Raw genomic sequence first — 17,724 nt, 5'->3', positions numbered from 1 at the left:
CTATATTTTTAAAGGAAAAGGTTTATTTTCAGCAAATCTTATTTCTCTTCTTTTTTCTCTTTGGCTTTCCCGGATTCAGGAATATTTCCCTCACCATAGTAAGCTTTCAGATAGATTTCCTTCAGCTCAGACATTAATGGATATCTCGGGTTGGCACCGGTACACTGGTCATTAAATGCCTGTTCGGTCATTTCGTCAAGAGTTTCGAGGAAGTACTTCTCGTCTACGCCGTATTCTTTGATCGTATGTTTGATCTCAATAGTATCCATCAGTTCCTGCAGTTTCTGGAGAAGCTTCTCAAATACTTCGCTGTCGTTCTTGCCTGTCAGACCTACAGAACGGCCAATCTCAGCGTAACGTGCAAGTGTGTGCGGATACTGATACTGTGGGAAGGTACCCATCTTAGCTGGAACTTCGGCTGCATTATAGCGCAGAACATGAAGCAGAACCAGAGCATTTGCAATACCATGTGGAAGGTGATGGAAAGCTCCCAGCTTATGAGCAAGAGAGTGGTTTACGCCAAGGAAAGCATTTGCGAAAGCCATACCAGCCATGCAGGAAGCATTTGCCATATGCTGTCTTGCTTCTACATCAGAACCATCTTTGTATGCACGTGGCAGATAGTTAAATACCAGTTTGATTGCATTTAATGCAAGACCATCTGTATAATCAGATGCCATCATGGAAGCATAGGCTTCAAGTGCATGAGTCATAACGTCGATACCGGAAGCACAGGTCAGTCCCTTAGGTGCGCTCATCATATTATCTGTATCAACAATAGCCATGTCAGGCATTAATTCATAATCAGCCAGAGGCCATTTGATACCTGTAGTCTTATCAGTAATGATAGCAAAAGGTGTTACCTCGGAACCTGTACCGGAAGATGTTGGAACAGCTATAAAGTAAGCTTTCTTACCCATATGCGGGAATGTGAAGATTCTCTTACGGATATCCATAAAGTCCATAGCCATATCATCAAAGTTGGCGTCCGGATTTTCATAGAGAACCCACATGATCTTGCCGGCATCCATTGCGGAACCACCGCCCATTGCGATAATGCAGTCAGGCTCGAACATTCTCATTGCAGCAGCACCGGCTCTTGCAGAAGCGAGAGATGGATCTGGCTCTACATCGTAGAAGCAGGTATGTACGATTCCCATCTGATCTAATTTATCTTCGATCTTTTTAGTATATCCATTCTTATAAAGGAAAGAGTCTGTTACGATAAAGCAGCGTTTCTTGTGCATAACAGTGCCAAGTTCATCCAGAGCAACCGGCAGGCAGCCTTTTTTGAAATAAACTTTTTCCGGTGTTCTAATCCAGAGCATATTTTCTCTCCTTTCAGCAACGGTCTTGATGTTAATGAGATGTTTTACACCTACGTTCTCAGATACGGAGTTGCCACCCCAGGAACCGCAGCCCAAAGTCAGGGACGGAACAAGTTTGAAGTTGTAAAGGTCGCCGATACCGCCCTGAGAAGATGGAGTATTGATGAGGATACGGCAGGTCTTCATAGCTGCTGCGTGTTTTTCCATTTTTTCCTTTTCTCTTGTGTCAATGTAGAGAGCGGAGGTATGTCCATAACCGCCGTCAGCTACAAGCTGTTCAGCTTTGGCAATCGCTTCGTCAAAAGTTTTGGCCTTGTACATGGCAAGTACAGGGGAAAGCTTCTCATGTGCGAATTCTTCGCTGATGTCTACAGATTCAACCTCACCGATCAGAATCTTTGTTTCAGGAGGAACTGCAACACCGGCCATCTCAGCGATAGTGGCAGCCTTCTGTCCTACGATCTTTGCATTCAATGCGCCATTGATAAGGATAGTTTTTCTTACTTTCTCTAATTCATCCGGTTTCAGGAAGTAACATCCTCTGTAAAGGAATTCTTCTTTTACTTTCTTATAAATGCTCTCAAGAACAGTTACAGACTGTTCGGAAGCACAGATCATACCATTGTCAAAGGTCTTGGAATGGATGATGGAGTTAACTGCCAGACGGATATCTGCACTGTCATCAATGATAACAGGAGTATTTCCGGGACCTACACCTAAAGCAGGTTTTCCGGAAGAATAGGCAGCCTTAACCATTCCGGGACCACCTGTAGCAAGGATGATGTCTGCTTCACGCATAACCTGATTTGTCAGATCAAGACTTGGAACATCGATCCATCCGATGATTCCCTCCGGTGCACCGGCTTCTACAGCTGCCTCCAGAACAACCTTTGCTGCCTCAATGGTACATTTCTTTGCGCGGGGATGCGGACTGATGATGATTGCATTACGTGTTTTCAGTGCAATCAGAGTTTTGAAAATTGCAGTAGATGTTGGGTTGGTTGTAGGAATAACAGCAGCAATCAGACCGATCGGCTCAGCTATTTTCTTAATACCGTAAGCAGTATCTTCTTCAATCACACCGCAGGTTCTGGTATTCTTATATGCGTTGTATACATATTCGGCTGCGTAATGGTTCTTGATAACCTTATCTTCTACAATACCCATTCCTGTTTCTTCAACAGCATCTTTAGCAAGCGGGATACGTGCTTTGTCAGCAGCAGTAGCGGCAGCTTTAAAAATCTTATCTACCTGCTCCTGGGTAAATGTTGCGAAAATCTTCTGTGCCTCTTTCATGGCTGCAATCTTTGCAGTAAGAGCTTCAGGGGTGTCGATGATGGTTGGGATAGTGTTCTCTTTTTTTGCCATTTGGGAATCCTCCTGTTTGTGTTTTCGTTAAAAGTATTTACCGTGACCTGTTATGTTTTTATTATATAAATAAACTGATTATTTGGTCAACAGTAACATTAATATGAGCATAACGAAATATTATGGTGAAAATTGTGCATAATCACGTAAATAATGTGAATAAAATATCAATTGTCAGAATATATGAGAAAAATTTAACAATATATGTTCTGTTGGCAACTGAGAGAAAGTTAAAAAAATAACGTTAATAAATTAACAACCTCGATGATGCTATTATATGACTTTGTTAATTATTTATCAATTACAAAGCATATGAAAAAGTTAACAAATACTAACTTGGAATTTCGTGAAAATATAACAATATAATTTGTAGAAGGATTTATGTTTTTCCATATGTTTGCAGGAGATTAAGAGTTACTGTGAACGGAGTGAACAGTAATGATTAAGAAAAATTAAGCCCCGCAAAATCTGCGAGGCTTAATTTTTCTTAAATTTCTATTTGTTTCAGGCTTTTCTGAAAGCGGCTCTCTTACGTTCTCTGGAATCCAGCAGTCTCTTACGGATACGGAGAGATTCCGGTGTAACCTCAAGGAGTTCATCCTGGTCGATGAAATCGATGGCCTGTTCCAGACTGAGAACTCTTGGTGGAGTTAATTTCAGTGCATCATCAGCGGAAGAAGAACGTGTGTTAGTCAGATGTTTTGTCTTGCATACGTTCAGCTCGATATCTTCGGCTTTACCATTCTGTCCGATAACCATACCGCTGTAAACCTTTGCACCAGGTCCGATAAACAGAGTACCACGCTCCTGGGCTGCGAACAGACCATAAGTAACAGCTTCGCCAGCCTCGAAAGCGATCAGAGATCCCTGTTTTCTGTACTGGAAATCTCCCTTGTAAGGAGCATATCCGTCAAACATGGTATTGATGATGCCGGTACCCTTGGTGGAAGTAAGGAACTCACCGCGGAATCCGATCAGTCCACGGGAAGGAATGTGGAATTCCAGACGGACAGTACCGTCACTGGCAGTACTCATACCCTGCAGCTCACCTTTACGTTCGCTCAGCTTCTGGATCACAGTACCGGAAAATTCTTCCGGAACATCTACATAAGCGATTTCCATAGGTTCAAGTTTCTTTCCGCGCTCGTCTGTTTTGTACAGAACCTCCGGTTTACTTACTGCGAATTCATAACCTTCACGTCTCATGTTCTCGATCAGGACAGACAGATGAAGTTCTCCACGTCCGGAAACCTTAAAGGCTTCTGTTGTTTCAGTATCTTCTACACGAAGGCTGACATCTGTATTCAGCTCACGGTAGAGACGGTCACGAAGATGACGGGATGTGATGTATTTACCTTCCTGGCCTGCCAGCGGACTGTCATTTACGATGAAGTTCATGGCAATGGTAGGCTCGGAAATCTTCTGGAAAGGAATTGCCTCCGGGTTTTCTCCGCCGCAGAGAGTATCACCGATATGGATGTCTGCGATACCGGAAATAGCAACGATGGAACCAATAGTAGCTTCCTTTACTTCAACCTTATTCAGACCGTCAAACTCGTAGAGCTTGCTGATCTTAACTTTCTTACGTTTGTCCAGATCATGATGGTTTAACAGAGTCAGTTCCTGGTTAACAGCGATTGTACCGTTTTCAACTTTACCAACACCGATACGTCCAACGTATTCATTGTAATCAATCGTGCTGATCAGAACCTGAGTATCTGCCTCCGGATCTCCTTCCGGAGCCGGGATATATTTCAGAATTGCTTCAAATAACGGAGCCATATCCTTAGGAGTGTCGTTTAAGTCGATCACAGCATGTCCTGCTTTGGCAGAAGCATACAGGAACGGACAGTCAAGCTGTTCATCAGAAGCACCAAGATCCATAAGAAGTTCCAGAACCTCATCTACAACTTCATCCGGACGGGCTTCCGGACGGTCGATCTTGTTGATACATACGATTACATGAAGGTCAAGTTCCAGTGCTTTCTTAAGAACGAATTTTGTCTGAGGCATAGCACCTTCGAAAGCATCAACGAGAAGAATAACACCGTCTACCATCTTAAGTACACGTTCTACCTCGCCGCCGAAATCAGCATGTCCTGGTGTGTCAATGATGTTGATTTTTGTATTTTTGTAATGAATAGCTGTATTCTTGGATAAAATAGTGATACCACGCTCACGCTCAATATCATTGGAGTCCATGACACGTTCCTGAACTTCCTGATTTTCGCGGAATACACCGCTCTGTTTCAGAAGCTGGTCAACCAGAGTTGTTTTACCATGGTCAACGTGGGCGATAATGGCTACGTTACGGACATCTTCACGTTTTGTTCTCATAAAATGATTTTCCTTTCCTCTTTAAGCTTTGAATGGGTAACTGTTCGGCACACTGGCTGAACAGTTACCGGAATTGTTAATATTCATGTGTTATCAGCAGGATTATTTTGCTGCAAAAGCATTTTTCAAGCACGATATAATCTTGCAGATGAATTTGTTCCTATTATTATGTGTTTTTTTCTTCAATAAGTTACCCGAATTTTCAGTTTACCACATTTTCGCCAGATTACAAGGTGTTAAAATAATTTTTTTTATTTTTGCAGATTCTGGTTCTAAATGAGAATGCCTGTACATAACCTTATAAAGAACAATACAAGGTACAGAGGAGCATATGCGGGATCGCTGAAAAAGCAGAGACGATTTACGGTCTGCATTGCAGGCAGGGATTCTGACACAGGTGCTCTACAGGGAAGGAGAACCACATTATGGCAGATAAAATTATTGAAAACAATCAGGTATCTATGATGGGCAAAATTGCAGCAGGCTTTACATTCAGTCATCAGGTCTTTGGAGAAGGCTTCTATATGACTGAGCTGCTGGTCAAAAGGCTCAGTGATTCGGAAGACAGGATTCCGGTGATGGTTTCTGAACGGCTGGTGGATGTAACGCAGGATTATATCGGAGAATATGTGGAAATCCATGGACAGTTCCGCTCATATAACCGCCATGAGGAGAAGCACAACCGTCTCGTGCTTTCAGTATTCAGCAGAGAACTGAAGTTTGTGGAAGAAGAGGATGAAACAGTTCCGGTAAATCAGATTTTTCTGGACGGATATATCTGTAAGCCTCCGGTGTACCGTAAAACTCCTCTTGGAAGAGAAATTGCGGATGTGCTGTTGGCAGTAAATCGTCCGTATGGAAAATCAGATTACATACCATGCATCTGCTGGGGCAGAAATGCCCGCTATGCATCTGCGTTTGAGGTTGGCGGTCATGTCCTGATCTGGGGACGTATCCAGAGCAGAGAATATATGAAACGGATCGGGGAAAATGAAACAGAGAAGAGAGTTGCGTATGAAGTATCTGTAAGCAAGCTGGAATATATGGAATAATTCCATTGCCGCAGGCAATTTGGAATGAATTTTGGACACGTTACTGTGAACGGAGTGGTTACTGTTCACTGGTGATATCCCGCGAGGTGTTTTTTGTGAGCAAAGGTCACAGAAAACCCGAGACATACCGCGCGAATTTATGCGATTAGCATAGATTCTGTGCATCGCGAAGCGTGTTGCTGAGAACGGAGTGAACAGTAACACGGAGTGAACAGTAACGATTACTGTAAACAGTAACACTTGCAATTCTTCATAAACTGCGGTAATATAAGCGTATTCAGATAACTATGGCAGCCTGCTGTTCCACGAAGCATTCCGGCGTGAATATGCCGGAAGCTCATCGCAGAAGTCGAAAACAGACTGCTGTTTATCATGTCTGTAATGACACAGAGAAGAAGGTACAATTTCAATAACGATAAGAGGAATTGTTTGTTATGGAAAAAGAATTTACAGAGGTTTACTGTGGCGGGGGAAAGGGAAAGACAACTCTGGCGATCGGTCAGTGTCTGAGAGCTTCCGCACAGGGTAAAAGCGTCATTATTATTCAGTTTCTGAAAGGAAGAGAGCGCAGGGAACTGGATTTTCTGGAGGAACTGGATAATCTGGATATTAAGATATTCCGTTTTGAGAAGCATGATGAAGGATATGAGGAACTGAATGAGCAGGAGAAGGCAGAGGAGAAAACCAATATTCTCAATGCTTTGAATTTTGCGCGCAAAGTGATCGCAACGCAGGAATGCGATTTTCTGCTCCTGGATGAGATTCTTGCACTTCCGGATTATGGGATCACTACTGCAGAGGCAATCGGTGATATCCTGAAGATGAAGGACGAGAGTATGCATATTTTGCTTACGGGACGGACGTTACCGGACAGCCTGCGTAAATATGCAGACAGCATAACTACACTGACAACAGAGATTGTATAAGGTGTATAAAACCTGATTATTGTTTATGAATGGGCAGTAATCTGTATGGAAATTACAGAAGAATAAAGGAGGAAGGCAAATGGCAATTTTTAAAGGTGCAGGTGTTGCAATCGTAACCCCTATGTATGAAGATGGCAAGGTTAATTATGATAAACTGGAGGAACTTCTGGAGTATCAGATTGCAAACAGTACAGATGCGATCATTATCTGCGGAACAACAGGAGAATCATCAACGATGACGCATGGAGAGCATCTTAAGACAATTAAGTTTGCAATCGACAAGGTAAACAAACGTGTTCCGGTTATCGCAGGTACAGGTTCCAACTGTACGGAAACTGCAATTATGATGTCAAAGGAGGCTGCTTCTTACGGTGCAGATGCACTTCTTATAGTCACTCCATATTATAACAAGGCGACTCAGAAAGGACTGATCGCTCATTATACAGCTATTGCAGAGGCAGTTCCGGAAACACCGATCATTATGTACAATGTTCCGAGCCGTACAGGTTGTAACATTCAGCCTGCAACAGCAGTAGCTCTGGCTAAAAATGTTAAGAATATTGTTGGTATCAAAGCAGCAAGCGGAGATCTTTCACAGATTGCAACCATGATGTCCATGGCTGATGGCTGCATTGAACTCTACTCCGGAAATGATGATCAGGTACTTCCGATCCTTTCACTTGGCGGACTTGGAGTAATTTCCGTACTTTCTAATGTAGCTCCTAAGGAAACACATGATATGGTTATGAAATTCCTTGAAGGAGATACAAAGGGTGCAGCGGAAATCCAGTTAAAGGCAATCCCGTTAATTCATGCACTGTTCAGTGAAGTAAACCCGATTCCGGTGAAAGCAGCTCTGAATCTGATGGGTAAAGAAGTGGGACCACTTCGTATGCCATTATCCGAGATGGAAGATGCAAACAAGGCAAAACTTGCTGAAGAACTGAAGAATTTCGGAATTAAACTTGCATAAATATAACCGCAGGATTGTTCGGAAAATCAACTTGCCGATATACTGGAATTGAGAGGAATAGACAAATGGTAAAGATTATTATGCATGGCTGTAACGGTCACATGGGTCAGGTAATCTCCGGACTTGTGGAGAAGGATCCGGATGCTGAGATCGTAGCAGGTATCGATGTGGCAGATCAGGGAAAGAACAGCTACCCTGTATATACAAATATGGAAGAATGTCAGGTAGAGGCAGATGCCCTTATCGACTTCTCTTCTGCAAAAGCAACAGATGCACTTCTTGCTTACTGTGAGAAACGCAAACTCCCGGTTGTATTATGTACAACCGGTTTAAGCGAGGAGCAGCTCGCAAAGGTGGAAGAGACATCTAAGAATGTCGCAGTTCTGAAATCTGCAAATATGTCTCTTGGAATCAATACTCTGATGAAACTGCTTCAGGATGCGGCAAAGGTTCTGGCAACAGCAGGATTTGACATGGAGATTGTTGAGAAGCATCACAGACTGAAACTGGATGCACCAAGCGGAACAGCACTTGCACTGGCTGACAGCATTAATGAGGCAATGGATAACCAGTATCATTATATCTATGACCGCAGCCAGAGACGTGAGATGCGGGATGATAAGGAAATCGGTATCTCAGCAGTCCGCGGTGGAACAATCGTAGGAGAACACGAAGTGATCTTCGCAGGTCCGGATGAAGTGATTGAATTTAAGCATACTGCATATTCCAAAGCTGTATTTGGAAAGGGTGCTGTTGAAGCTGCGAAATTCCTTGCAGGCAAACCGGCAGGAAGATATGATATGAGCGATGTTATCAGTGCAAAATAATCAGGAATGCAGTAAAAATTGATAACTGGTAATTTTCAGTATCTTCATAGCAGTGAAATAAAATATATAAAAGGAAAGTGTATCTGATGTTTCAGAACACTTTCCTTTTTTGTAATATTGGCCTGTATGTTGCTATAATAATTCTGATCAATGATTATATGCGTAAGTCAGCAATGTTCTGGAATCCTGCCAGCGGGCAGAAGATGAATCTGCACCCAGGACAACAGAAATATAGGTGTTTCCCCTTGCGGAATAAGAAAGTCCGACAAAACAATAGCCTGCTTTGTTGGTATAGCCTGTTTTCATACCCTGAACTCCCGGAACATTGCCGAGCAGGGCGTTGGTGGTGCCGATAGAATAGCTTCTGCCGGTGTTGAGATTAGAGAAAGAATAATAGCCGGTGCTCACCAGTTTGCGGAACATAGGCTTTTTGATCGCATACTGGGCAATTTTTGCCAGGTCAGAAGCTGTTGTGTAATGGTTATACCCTGCATCCAGACCATTTGGGGTTGCGAAATGTGTATTCGTACATCCGATCTCTGCTGCTTTTTTATTCATTAATTTAACAAACTTTGCAGTGGAACCGCTGACGTGTTCGGCAATGGCAACTGCGGTGTCGTTGTGGGAGGGAAGCATCAGGGAATAAAGCAGATCTTTCAGATAAAATATTTCTCCTGCATTTGCATAAAGCTTGCTGGGTTCAATAGATGCTGCGTAAGGGGAGAACTTTACTTTTTCGTTTAATTTACAGTTTTCAAGTGCAAGGATACAGGTCATAATCTTGGTTGTGCTGGCGTTGGCATGAGCAACATTTTCATTTTTGCCATAAATAATCTGACCGGTATCTGCATTCATGAGAAGTGCACAGTCAGAGGAAAGGGAATAATTTAATCCGGTGTGGGTGACAGTACCATTCTGGTTAAAGTAATAGTAAGTTCCCTTGATCTTGTGTTTTCCTGTAACTGCTTTTCCGTCTTTGCCAAAATAGTATTTCTTTCCGGATTTGTCAGTGTACCATCCGGTAACCATGGTACCGTCTTTACCGACATAGTAATAATTTCCTTTATATTTGATAAGAGAATTCTTTATCAGATATCCCTGAGATCTGGTTCCGAAATAATAATTTTTGCCTTTGATCGTATGCCAGCTGCACCAGCGGTGTCCGAGTTTGTTAAAATAATAGGTCTTTTTGTCAATTTTCAGAAATACATTTTTGGCGATGGTTTTATCATCATAGCGGTAAATCCAGTAATCGCCGTCTTTTACAAATTTTCCCGATGCTGCGATATCAGGTTTCTGAAGTGTGGATGCATAGATAGTAGAAACACTGCAGGTAAACAGCAGGAAAAGTGCAGCCAGAAATATGAAAACAAAGCTGCGAAGTGAATGGTTCCTTTTTCTTTTCATGATAACCTCCTGTAAATATGAGTTATAGATATTCCGTAAAATACTGCAGTCAATCCATCTCATTAATGAGTGAAATCCTGCTATAGCAACTTGTCGGTACGCTAGATTGTGGGAGTATATATGTACGGAGTAATCTATTTTGTGTTATTTAAATCATAGCATGAAAAGTAAATTTTTTCCAGAATAGTATTGAGTTTTTGGTACATATTAAAAACATAATATAAAAACATGAAAAGACGGAGAGGTTCTGCTGCATGGACCGGCAGAATGCTTTCCGGGAACAGGAGATGAATATGGGAATAAAGGTAAAAAAGATTCTGACAGGTACAGCACTTATTATGTCACTGTGCATGTTCACAGCATGTGGAAATGCAAATAAAGCAGCTGATGAGGTAGACACAAACGAAGAAAATATGACGGATAATAATGCTGCAAACGATGATAACATGGAAAATAACGCAGGAGAAAACAATACAAATGGAAATAGCACATCAGGAAACAATGCGGCAGATAAAAATGTAAATAATGGTGGAACCGTCACAGACAATGGAACTGTCGCAGAGGATGAAGCTGCAGAAAATGAGACAAAACAGAATAGCAATGCAACAGATAACACTGCAGATAATACCAGAATTGATGAAAACAACAACGGTGACGGTACAGTATCCGGTGAACTGGGAAACAGCGTCAAAGATCTGGGCGAAGGGGTAGGTAATGCTGTAGAAGATGTAGGCGATGCTGTAGGCAACGCAGCAGAAGGAAGATAGACATCAGGAATAATTTATGGTATTATCGTGTTAAATTGGTAAAATTTAAATAATGTACTCCCGAAGTTTTTATTGCATTTGTTTTTGCATCTAACTATAGCAATCATTGTAAATAATGCATATTGATTCAGCTCATCAGAGCGTGAAATCCGTTACTGTGAACGGAGTGAACAGTAACTGAAATCCTGCGTCAGCACGCCTGCAGATATCTTCCTTGTCTTTCGCACTCTGCTGAACTGTCTCAAATGCATTAATTTAAGAGGCTTGCTATAAGTACAAAAAGATTCTGAGAGTACATATAACGGATATGGAGGTACGGATTTCATGAAATTTCGCCCATGTATTGATATACATAATGGAAAAGTAAAGCAGATTGTAGGTGGGAGCCTTACGGACGTACAGGATCAGGCAAGTGAGAATTTTGTATCTGAGCAGGATGCATCTTTCTATGCAGAATTATATAAAAAGGCAGGGATAAAAGGAGGACATGTAATTCTGTTAAATGGTCATGACTCCCCATACTATGAATCAACAAAAGAACAGGCGATTCTTGCATTACATACTTATCCGGGAGGATTACAGATCGGCGGAGGAGTGAACCCGGAAAATGCAGGGGAATATCTTAGTGCAGGTGCCAGTCATGTAATCGTTACATCTTATGTATTTAAAGATGGAAGGATTTCCTGGGAAAATCTGAACAAAATGAAAGAGACTGTGGGAAAAGAGAAACTGGTTCTTGACCTGAGCTGTCGCAGAAAAGATGGAAAATACTATATTGTGACAGACCGCTGGCAGAAATTTACAGATGTCACTATGACACTGGATATTATGAAAGAACTGGGAAGTTACTGCGATGAGTTTCTGGTCCATGCAGTAGATGTGGAGGGAAAGGCACGCGGAGTTGAAACAGAACTTGCATCTCTGCTGGGGGAGTATAAAGGAAATCCGGTTACTTACGCAGGTGGAGTTGGCTCCATGAAGGATATTGAGGATCTGCGAAAATATGGAAAAGACAGACTGGATGTCACAGTAGGCAGTGCATTGGATCTTTTTGGCGGAAATATTTCATTCTCAGAACTGATTAAACTTTAACTGATTTTTATAGTAATCTCAGGAATCACAGTGAGAATGTACAGAACAATTACAGAATTTTTGCTATTTCCCCATAATGACAAAGGAACTTTAAAGTTATTTCTGAAGTAAACAGAAAAAATGTGAAATTTTAATAAAATAGTGTTAAAATTCAAAAATGTGTGTTATAATAGATTCATCAAACAGCAAAGGGGATGGAAGCATGAAGTTTATCATCAGCGGAAAAAATATTACAGTTACAGAAGGTCTTAAGACAGCAGTCCAGGACAAGCTCAGTAAACTGGAAAGGTATTTCACTCCTGACACCGAAGTTGTAGTAACTTTAAGTGTTGAAAAAGAAAGACAGAAAATTGAAGTGACAATCCCTGTAAAAGGAAATATCATTCGTTCCGAACAGGTAAGCAATGACATGTATGTATCAATCGATCTGGTAGAGGAAGTCATTGAACGTCAGCTTCGCAAGTACAAAAATAAAATCGTAGACAAACAGCAGGCAGCAGCCAACTTCCAGAAAGCATATCTGGACAAGGACTACGATGAGGATGAAGAAGTTAAGATCATCCGTACCAAGAAATTCGGAATCAAACCAATGTATCCGGAAGATGCATGCGTACAGATGGAACTGCTCGGACATAATTTCTTTGTATTCTACAATGCAGAGACAGAGCAGGTAAATGTAGTTTACAAACGTAAAGGCAATACTTACGGTCTGATCGAACCGGAATTCTAAATCTGCTTATAAGATCAAAAATATGAAACATAGACAGCCATAAAAAAGTTTTCATAAAGAAAAGCTTCCTTACAGAGAGAAAAAATGCCTCCTGTAAGGGAGCTTTTTTGTCAGGAAAAATATATACCTTTAGCGCATAAGGAATGCTTTGACGCAGTGGCCTAAATATGTTAAAATATCAAAAGATATTATGAAATTTGTAACTAATCAGCAGTTAAAAAATTACAAGTTGAAATTCATTCCGGATTGTCTGCGGCAATGGAATATTGACTTGTATATTCTGGTGGAACGTTCTGTTGGAATGGATTGCTGAAGAATAGTTACCGAAATTTTATAAATGAAGAAGTGTAAAAAGAAGGAAGGAGCACAAAAATCATGAGAAAAGCCGGAGTATTAATGCCAGTTTCCGCACTTCCGTCCCGTATTGGTGCCGGAGAACTTGGAGAATCTGCATTCCAATTTATCGAGTTATTAAAGGAGAATCATGTAAAGATATGGCAGATACTGCCACTGAATCCGGTTGGCTATGGTAATTCCCCATACCAGCCATATTCCTCCTGTGCAGGGGATGAGTTGTATATCAGTCTTGATGCGCTTGCAGAGGAAGGTCTGTTAAAGGAACATCCAAAGGAATTTCAGGAGAGAGCTACAAGAGTAGATTATGAGGCTGTCCGCCAGTACAGAGAGCCTTTCTTAAGAACTGCGTTTGATGTTTTTACAGAGAAAAAGGGACAGGAAGAAACAGCATATAAAGAATTTGCTTCACAGGAATGGGTATATGAGTATGGTGTGTTCCGCGCATTAAAGAAAGCAAATAACGGAGAATGCTGGAATGACTGGCCGGAAGAATATAGAACCTGGCCGGAGAACAGACAGAAGTTACCGGCAGAGGTGGAGACAGAGGCACAGTATCAGATGTTTCTTCAGTATATTTTCTACACACAGTGGATGAAGGTGAAGAAGGCTGCAAACGATGCCGGAATCCAGATTATGGGAGATGTTCCTTTCTATGTGGGACAGGATTCTGTAGACGTATGGGGTGGAAAAGATAACTTTCTTCTTGATACAGATGGACGTCCGATCTTCATCGCCGGAGTACCGCCTGATTATTTCAGTGCTACAGGGCAGAGATGGGGAAATCCGATCTATGACTGGGAGCATATGAAGGAACAGGATTACAGATTCTGGGTGGACAGAATCGGCTATAGCAACAAATTGTTTGATATTATAAGGATCGACCATTTCCGGGCATTTGATACATACTGGAAAATTCCGGCAGACTGCCCGACTGCTATTGACGGTGAATGGATCGAGGCACCGGGATATGAGGTCATTGATACACTTCAGAAAGAAATTCCGGGATTAGATCTGGTAGCAGAGGATCTGGGGCTGCTTCGTCCGGAGGTTCTGATGCTGAAAGATCATTATCATCTGAAGGGAATGAAGATCCTGATCTTCTCCATAGAAACAGGTGGAAAATATGCCCGAGATACCTTCCATGATGTGGAAAACATGATTTTTTACACAGGAACGCATGACAATGATACGATCATGCAGTGGTATGGAAATATGAGTGCCGCAGCCAGAAGAAAAATCCGCAGGATGTTAAAGAAGGCGGGAGCATCACAGGGCTCTGTCAAGGACAGATTCCTGCAGTATACCATGCAGAATCAGGCAGAATATGCGATCATTCCGTTGGCAGATATTCTTGGACTTGGAAAAGAGGGCCATATCAACACACCGGGAACCATTGGTTCTCCGAACTGGGAGTGGCATTTACCGGATTTTATACAGGCCAAAAAGGAACTGCAGAAATTTGGCAGACTGATCGTGGATACAAAGCGATAAATTTGTTACTGTTCACACACCACTATCCCGCGAGGTGTTTTGGTATGAATATGCCAAAATCCCGAGACATACAAGCCAAAATTCCATTGCCGCAGGCAATCTGGAATGAATTTTGGCTACGTTACTGTGAACGGAGTGAACAGTAACGTAAATTTTGGTGACTCCGTAATTTTCTTGGTTTGTTCATGAAAAATTCATTGTTTTCCATAACGGAAAGTGTTAGAATATACAAGTATTGTGTATTATAGTAAGCGTTTGTAATGTTCGCATGCTGCTGACATGTCTGCTATGGACGGAGTGAACAGAAATTATTCCGCACAGTAGCAATTGTTATATGGCAGCAATGCTTGTATAAAAAAGAAATAAACAGGAGTAAAACCTAATATGAATATGTTTTCAAAAGTATTCGGGACCCGCAGCCAGCGAGAGGTTAAGCGTATCATGCCTCTGGTTGAGAAAATTGAGAGCCTGCGCCCGGACATGCAGAAGTTAAGCGACGAAGAACTCAGAGGAAAAACAAGAGAATTTAAGAAACGTCTTGAAGAGGGAGAGACACTGGATGATCTGCTTCCTGAGGCATTTGCGGTTGTACGTGAAGCAGGCAAGCGTGTTCTTGGAATGGAACATTTCCGTGTGCAGCTTATCGGTGGTATCATTCTCCATCAGGGACGTATCGCAGAGATGAGAACAGGTGAAGGTAAAACACTTGTCGCCACACTTCCGTCATATTTAAATGCACTGGAAGGCAAAGGTGTGCATGTCGTAACAGTCAACGATTACCTGGCTAAACGAGATGCGGAAGAAATGGGAAAGATTCATGAGTTTCTTGGCCTGACAGTCGGTGTTGTTTTAAATGATATGAAGCAGGATGAGCGTCGTGCTGCATACAACTGTGATGTTACCTATGTTACGAACAATGAACTCGGTTTCGATTATCTGCGTGACAACATGGTCATCTATAAAGAACAGCTGGTACAGAGAGATCTGCACTACTGTATCATCGATGAGGTCGACTCCATTCTTATCGACGAGGCACGTACCCCTCTGATCATTTCCGGACAGAGCGGTAAGTCAACCAAGTTATACGAGGCCTGCGATATCCTTGCTCAGCAGTTAGAGCGCGGTGAAGCCAGCCATGAGATGACCAAGATGGCAGCCATCATGGGTGAAGAAGTTATCGAGACAGGTGACTTCGTTGTAAATGAAAAAGATAAGATCGTAAACCTTACAGAGCAGGGCGTTCATAAGGTTGAGAAATTTTTCCATATTGAAAACCTGGCAGATCCGGAGAATCTGGAGATCCAGCATAATATTACACTTGCACTTCGCGCCCATAACCTGATGCATAAGGATCAGGATTATGTAGTTAAAGATGATGAAATCCTTATTGTTGATGAATTCACCGGACGTATCATGCCGGGACGCCGTTACTCAGATGGTCTTCATCAGGCAATCGAAGCGAAAGAGCATGTTAAGATCAAACGTGAGAGCAAGACTCTGGCAACCATCACTTTCCAGAACTTCTTTAATAAATATGATAAGAAGGGCGGTATGACCGGTACAGCTGTCACAGAGGAGAAAGAATTCCGTGATATCTATGCAATGGACGTTGTAGAGATCCCGACTAACAGACCGGTTATCCGAGTTGACCATGAAGATGCTGTTTATATGACAAAGAAAGAGAAATTCAACGCAGTTGTCAATGCTGTAGTGGAAGCTCATGCGAAACAGCAGCCTGTACTGGTCGGTACCATTACGATTGAAACTTCCGAGCTTCTCAGCCGTATGCTGAAGAGACAGGGAATCAAACATAATGTATTGAATGCCAAGTTTCATGAACTTGAGGCAGAGATTGTCTCACAGGCAGGTCAGGCAGGAGCAGTTACGATCGCCACTAACATGGCTGGTCGTGGTACAGATATCAAGCTGGATGATGTGGCAAGAAATGCAGGTGGTCTGATGATCATCGGTACAGAACGTCATGAGTCCAGACGTATTGATAATCAGCTTCGCGGACGTTCCGGACGTCAGGGAGATCCGGGTGAATCCCGTTTCTATATTTCCCTGGAAGATGACCTGATGCGTCTGTTCGGTTCTGAGAGACTGATGAAGATCTTTACATCTCTTGGTGTTGCAGAGAATGAACAGATTGAGCACAAGATGCTTTCCAATGCAATTGAGAAAGCTCAGGAGAAGATTGAGTTTAACAACTTTGGTATCCGTAAGAATCTTCTTGATTATGATCAGGTAAACAATGAACAGCGTGAGATCATCTACAAAGAACGTCGTCAGGTTCTCGACGGTGAGAATATGCGTGAAGCAATCTATAAGATGATCCAGGATACAGTGGATACCTATGTTGATATGTGTTTCTCTGATGATGTAGATTCTGAAGAGTGGGATCTGAATGAATTTAACGGTGTTCTTACTCCGATCATTCCGATCAGACCGCTTACAGCTGAGAGTGTAAAAGGCAAGAAACGCGATGAGATCAGACATGAACTGAAAGAAGAGGCAGTGAAGCTCTATGAAGAAAAAGAAGCAGAGTTCCCGGAACCGGAGCAGCTTCGTGAATTAGAGCGAGTTGTACTTCTGAAATGCATTGACAGCAAGTGGATGGATCACATTGATGATATGGAAATCCTTCGTCAGGGTATCGGACTTGCTGCTTATGGACAGAGAGATCCGGTTGTTGAATATAAAATGAGTGCATTTGATATGTTCAACGAGATGATCACATCCATTCAGGAAGATACTCTTCGTATGCTGTACCATGTACATGTAGAGCAGAAGATCGAGCGTGAACAGGTAGCTAAAGTTACCGGAACAAACAAGGATGACAGTGCCGGTCCTAAGAAACCGGTTCAGAGAAAAGAAATCAAAGTATATCCGAACGATCCCTGCCCATGTGGAAGCGGTAAGAAATACAAACAGTGCTGTGGACGTAAGAATAAGGCCTGACTCGTTTATCTCAGTTGAGAAGATTCCCATTTCTGTAAGTGGTGAGTTCATTACTACAGAGCGGGCAGTAATGATTTTGTAAACAGAACATTGTGAGCAGATCATGTC

At 42.2% G+C, this 17,724-nt stretch carries 12 protein-coding genes; 9 read left to right on the top strand and 3 right to left on the bottom strand.

Annotated features, from left to right (window positions below):
• Positions 1-38 precede the first annotated feature (38 nt).
• Complete coding sequence (gene adhE / locus LJE12_RS07505; protein ID WP_227226592.1) at positions 39-2,696, bottom strand: bifunctional acetaldehyde-CoA/alcohol dehydrogenase; 2,658 nt, start codon at positions 2,694-2,696, stop codon at positions 39-41.
• A gap of 504 nt (positions 2,697-3,200) precedes the next feature.
• Positions 3,201-5,033, bottom strand: coding sequence for a translational GTPase TypA (gene typA / locus LJE12_RS07500; RefSeq protein WP_227226593.1), 1,833 nt, complete (start codon positions 5,031-5,033; stop codon positions 3,201-3,203).
• A gap of 425 nt (positions 5,034-5,458) precedes the next feature.
• On the opposite strand from typA, the gene LJE12_RS07495 reads away from it, so the two are divergent.
• From LJE12_RS07495 to dapB, 4 genes are all read left to right on the top strand, one after another.
• The gene (locus tag LJE12_RS07495) at positions 5,459-6,085 is read left to right on the top strand and encodes a single-stranded DNA-binding protein (RefSeq protein WP_008706256.1); all 627 of its coding nucleotides are present in this window, start codon (positions 5,459-5,461) and stop codon (positions 6,083-6,085) included.
• A 434-nt stretch (positions 6,086-6,519) separates the two neighbouring features.
• Positions 6,520-7,011, top strand: coding sequence for a cob(I)yrinic acid a,c-diamide adenosyltransferase (locus LJE12_RS07490; RefSeq protein ID WP_020993654.1), 492 nt, complete (start codon positions 6,520-6,522; stop codon positions 7,009-7,011).
• A 79-nt stretch (positions 7,012-7,090) separates the two neighbouring features.
• The gene (gene dapA, locus LJE12_RS07485; protein ID WP_008706258.1) at positions 7,091-7,984 is read left to right on the top strand and encodes a 4-hydroxy-tetrahydrodipicolinate synthase; all 894 of its coding nucleotides are present in this window, start codon (positions 7,091-7,093) and stop codon (positions 7,982-7,984) included.
• Positions 7,985-8,049: 65 nt separating this feature from the next.
• Complete coding sequence (gene dapB / locus LJE12_RS07480; RefSeq protein ID WP_008706259.1) at positions 8,050-8,811, top strand: 4-hydroxy-tetrahydrodipicolinate reductase; 762 nt, start codon at positions 8,050-8,052, stop codon at positions 8,809-8,811.
• Positions 8,812-8,958: 147 nt separating this feature from the next.
• Here the strand turns inward: dapB and LJE12_RS07475 are convergent, their stop codons facing one another.
• Positions 8,959-10,218: a D-alanyl-D-alanine carboxypeptidase gene (locus LJE12_RS07475; protein ID WP_227226594.1), complete on the bottom strand. Its 1,260-nt coding sequence runs from the start codon at positions 10,216-10,218 to the stop codon at positions 8,959-8,961.
• 254 nt (positions 10,219-10,472) lie between these two features.
• Here LJE12_RS07475 and LJE12_RS07470 point away from each other — a divergent pair, with 254 nt between their 5' ends.
• The 5 genes from LJE12_RS07470 (at position 10,473) to secA (ending at position 17,616) form a co-directional block, all read left to right on the top strand.
• The gene (locus LJE12_RS07470; protein ID WP_227226595.1) at positions 10,473-10,985 is read left to right on the top strand and encodes a hypothetical protein; all 513 of its coding nucleotides are present in this window, start codon (positions 10,473-10,475) and stop codon (positions 10,983-10,985) included.
• A gap of 324 nt (positions 10,986-11,309) precedes the next feature.
• Positions 11,310-12,077 carry a phosphoribosylformimino-5-aminoimidazole carboxamide ribotide isomerase gene (hisA, locus tag LJE12_RS07465; RefSeq protein WP_008706264.1) on the top strand — a complete coding sequence of 256 codons (768 nt, stop codon included), beginning with the start codon at positions 11,310-11,312 and terminating at the stop codon, positions 12,075-12,077.
• Positions 12,078-12,279: 202 nt separating this feature from the next.
• Positions 12,280-12,807: a ribosome hibernation-promoting factor, HPF/YfiA family gene (gene hpf, locus LJE12_RS07460; protein WP_008706266.1), complete on the top strand. Its 528-nt coding sequence runs from the start codon at positions 12,280-12,282 to the stop codon at positions 12,805-12,807.
• A 375-nt stretch (positions 12,808-13,182) separates the two neighbouring features.
• Positions 13,183-14,655: a 4-alpha-glucanotransferase gene (gene malQ / locus LJE12_RS07455; RefSeq protein WP_008706270.1), complete on the top strand. Its 1,473-nt coding sequence runs from the start codon at positions 13,183-13,185 to the stop codon at positions 14,653-14,655.
• A gap of 384 nt (positions 14,656-15,039) precedes the next feature.
• Complete coding sequence (gene secA, locus LJE12_RS07450; protein WP_025578833.1) at positions 15,040-17,616, top strand: preprotein translocase subunit SecA; 2,577 nt, start codon at positions 15,040-15,042, stop codon at positions 17,614-17,616.
• The last annotated feature ends 108 nt before the right edge of the window (positions 17,617-17,724 follow it).

This window comes from Blautia sp. DFI.6.71 (assembly GCF_020593585.1).
GTDB classification, from domain to species: domain Bacteria; phylum Bacillota; class Clostridia; order Lachnospirales; family Lachnospiraceae; genus Blautia_A; species Blautia_A wexlerae.
This window is presented reverse-complemented; position numbering and strand designations above follow the sequence as displayed.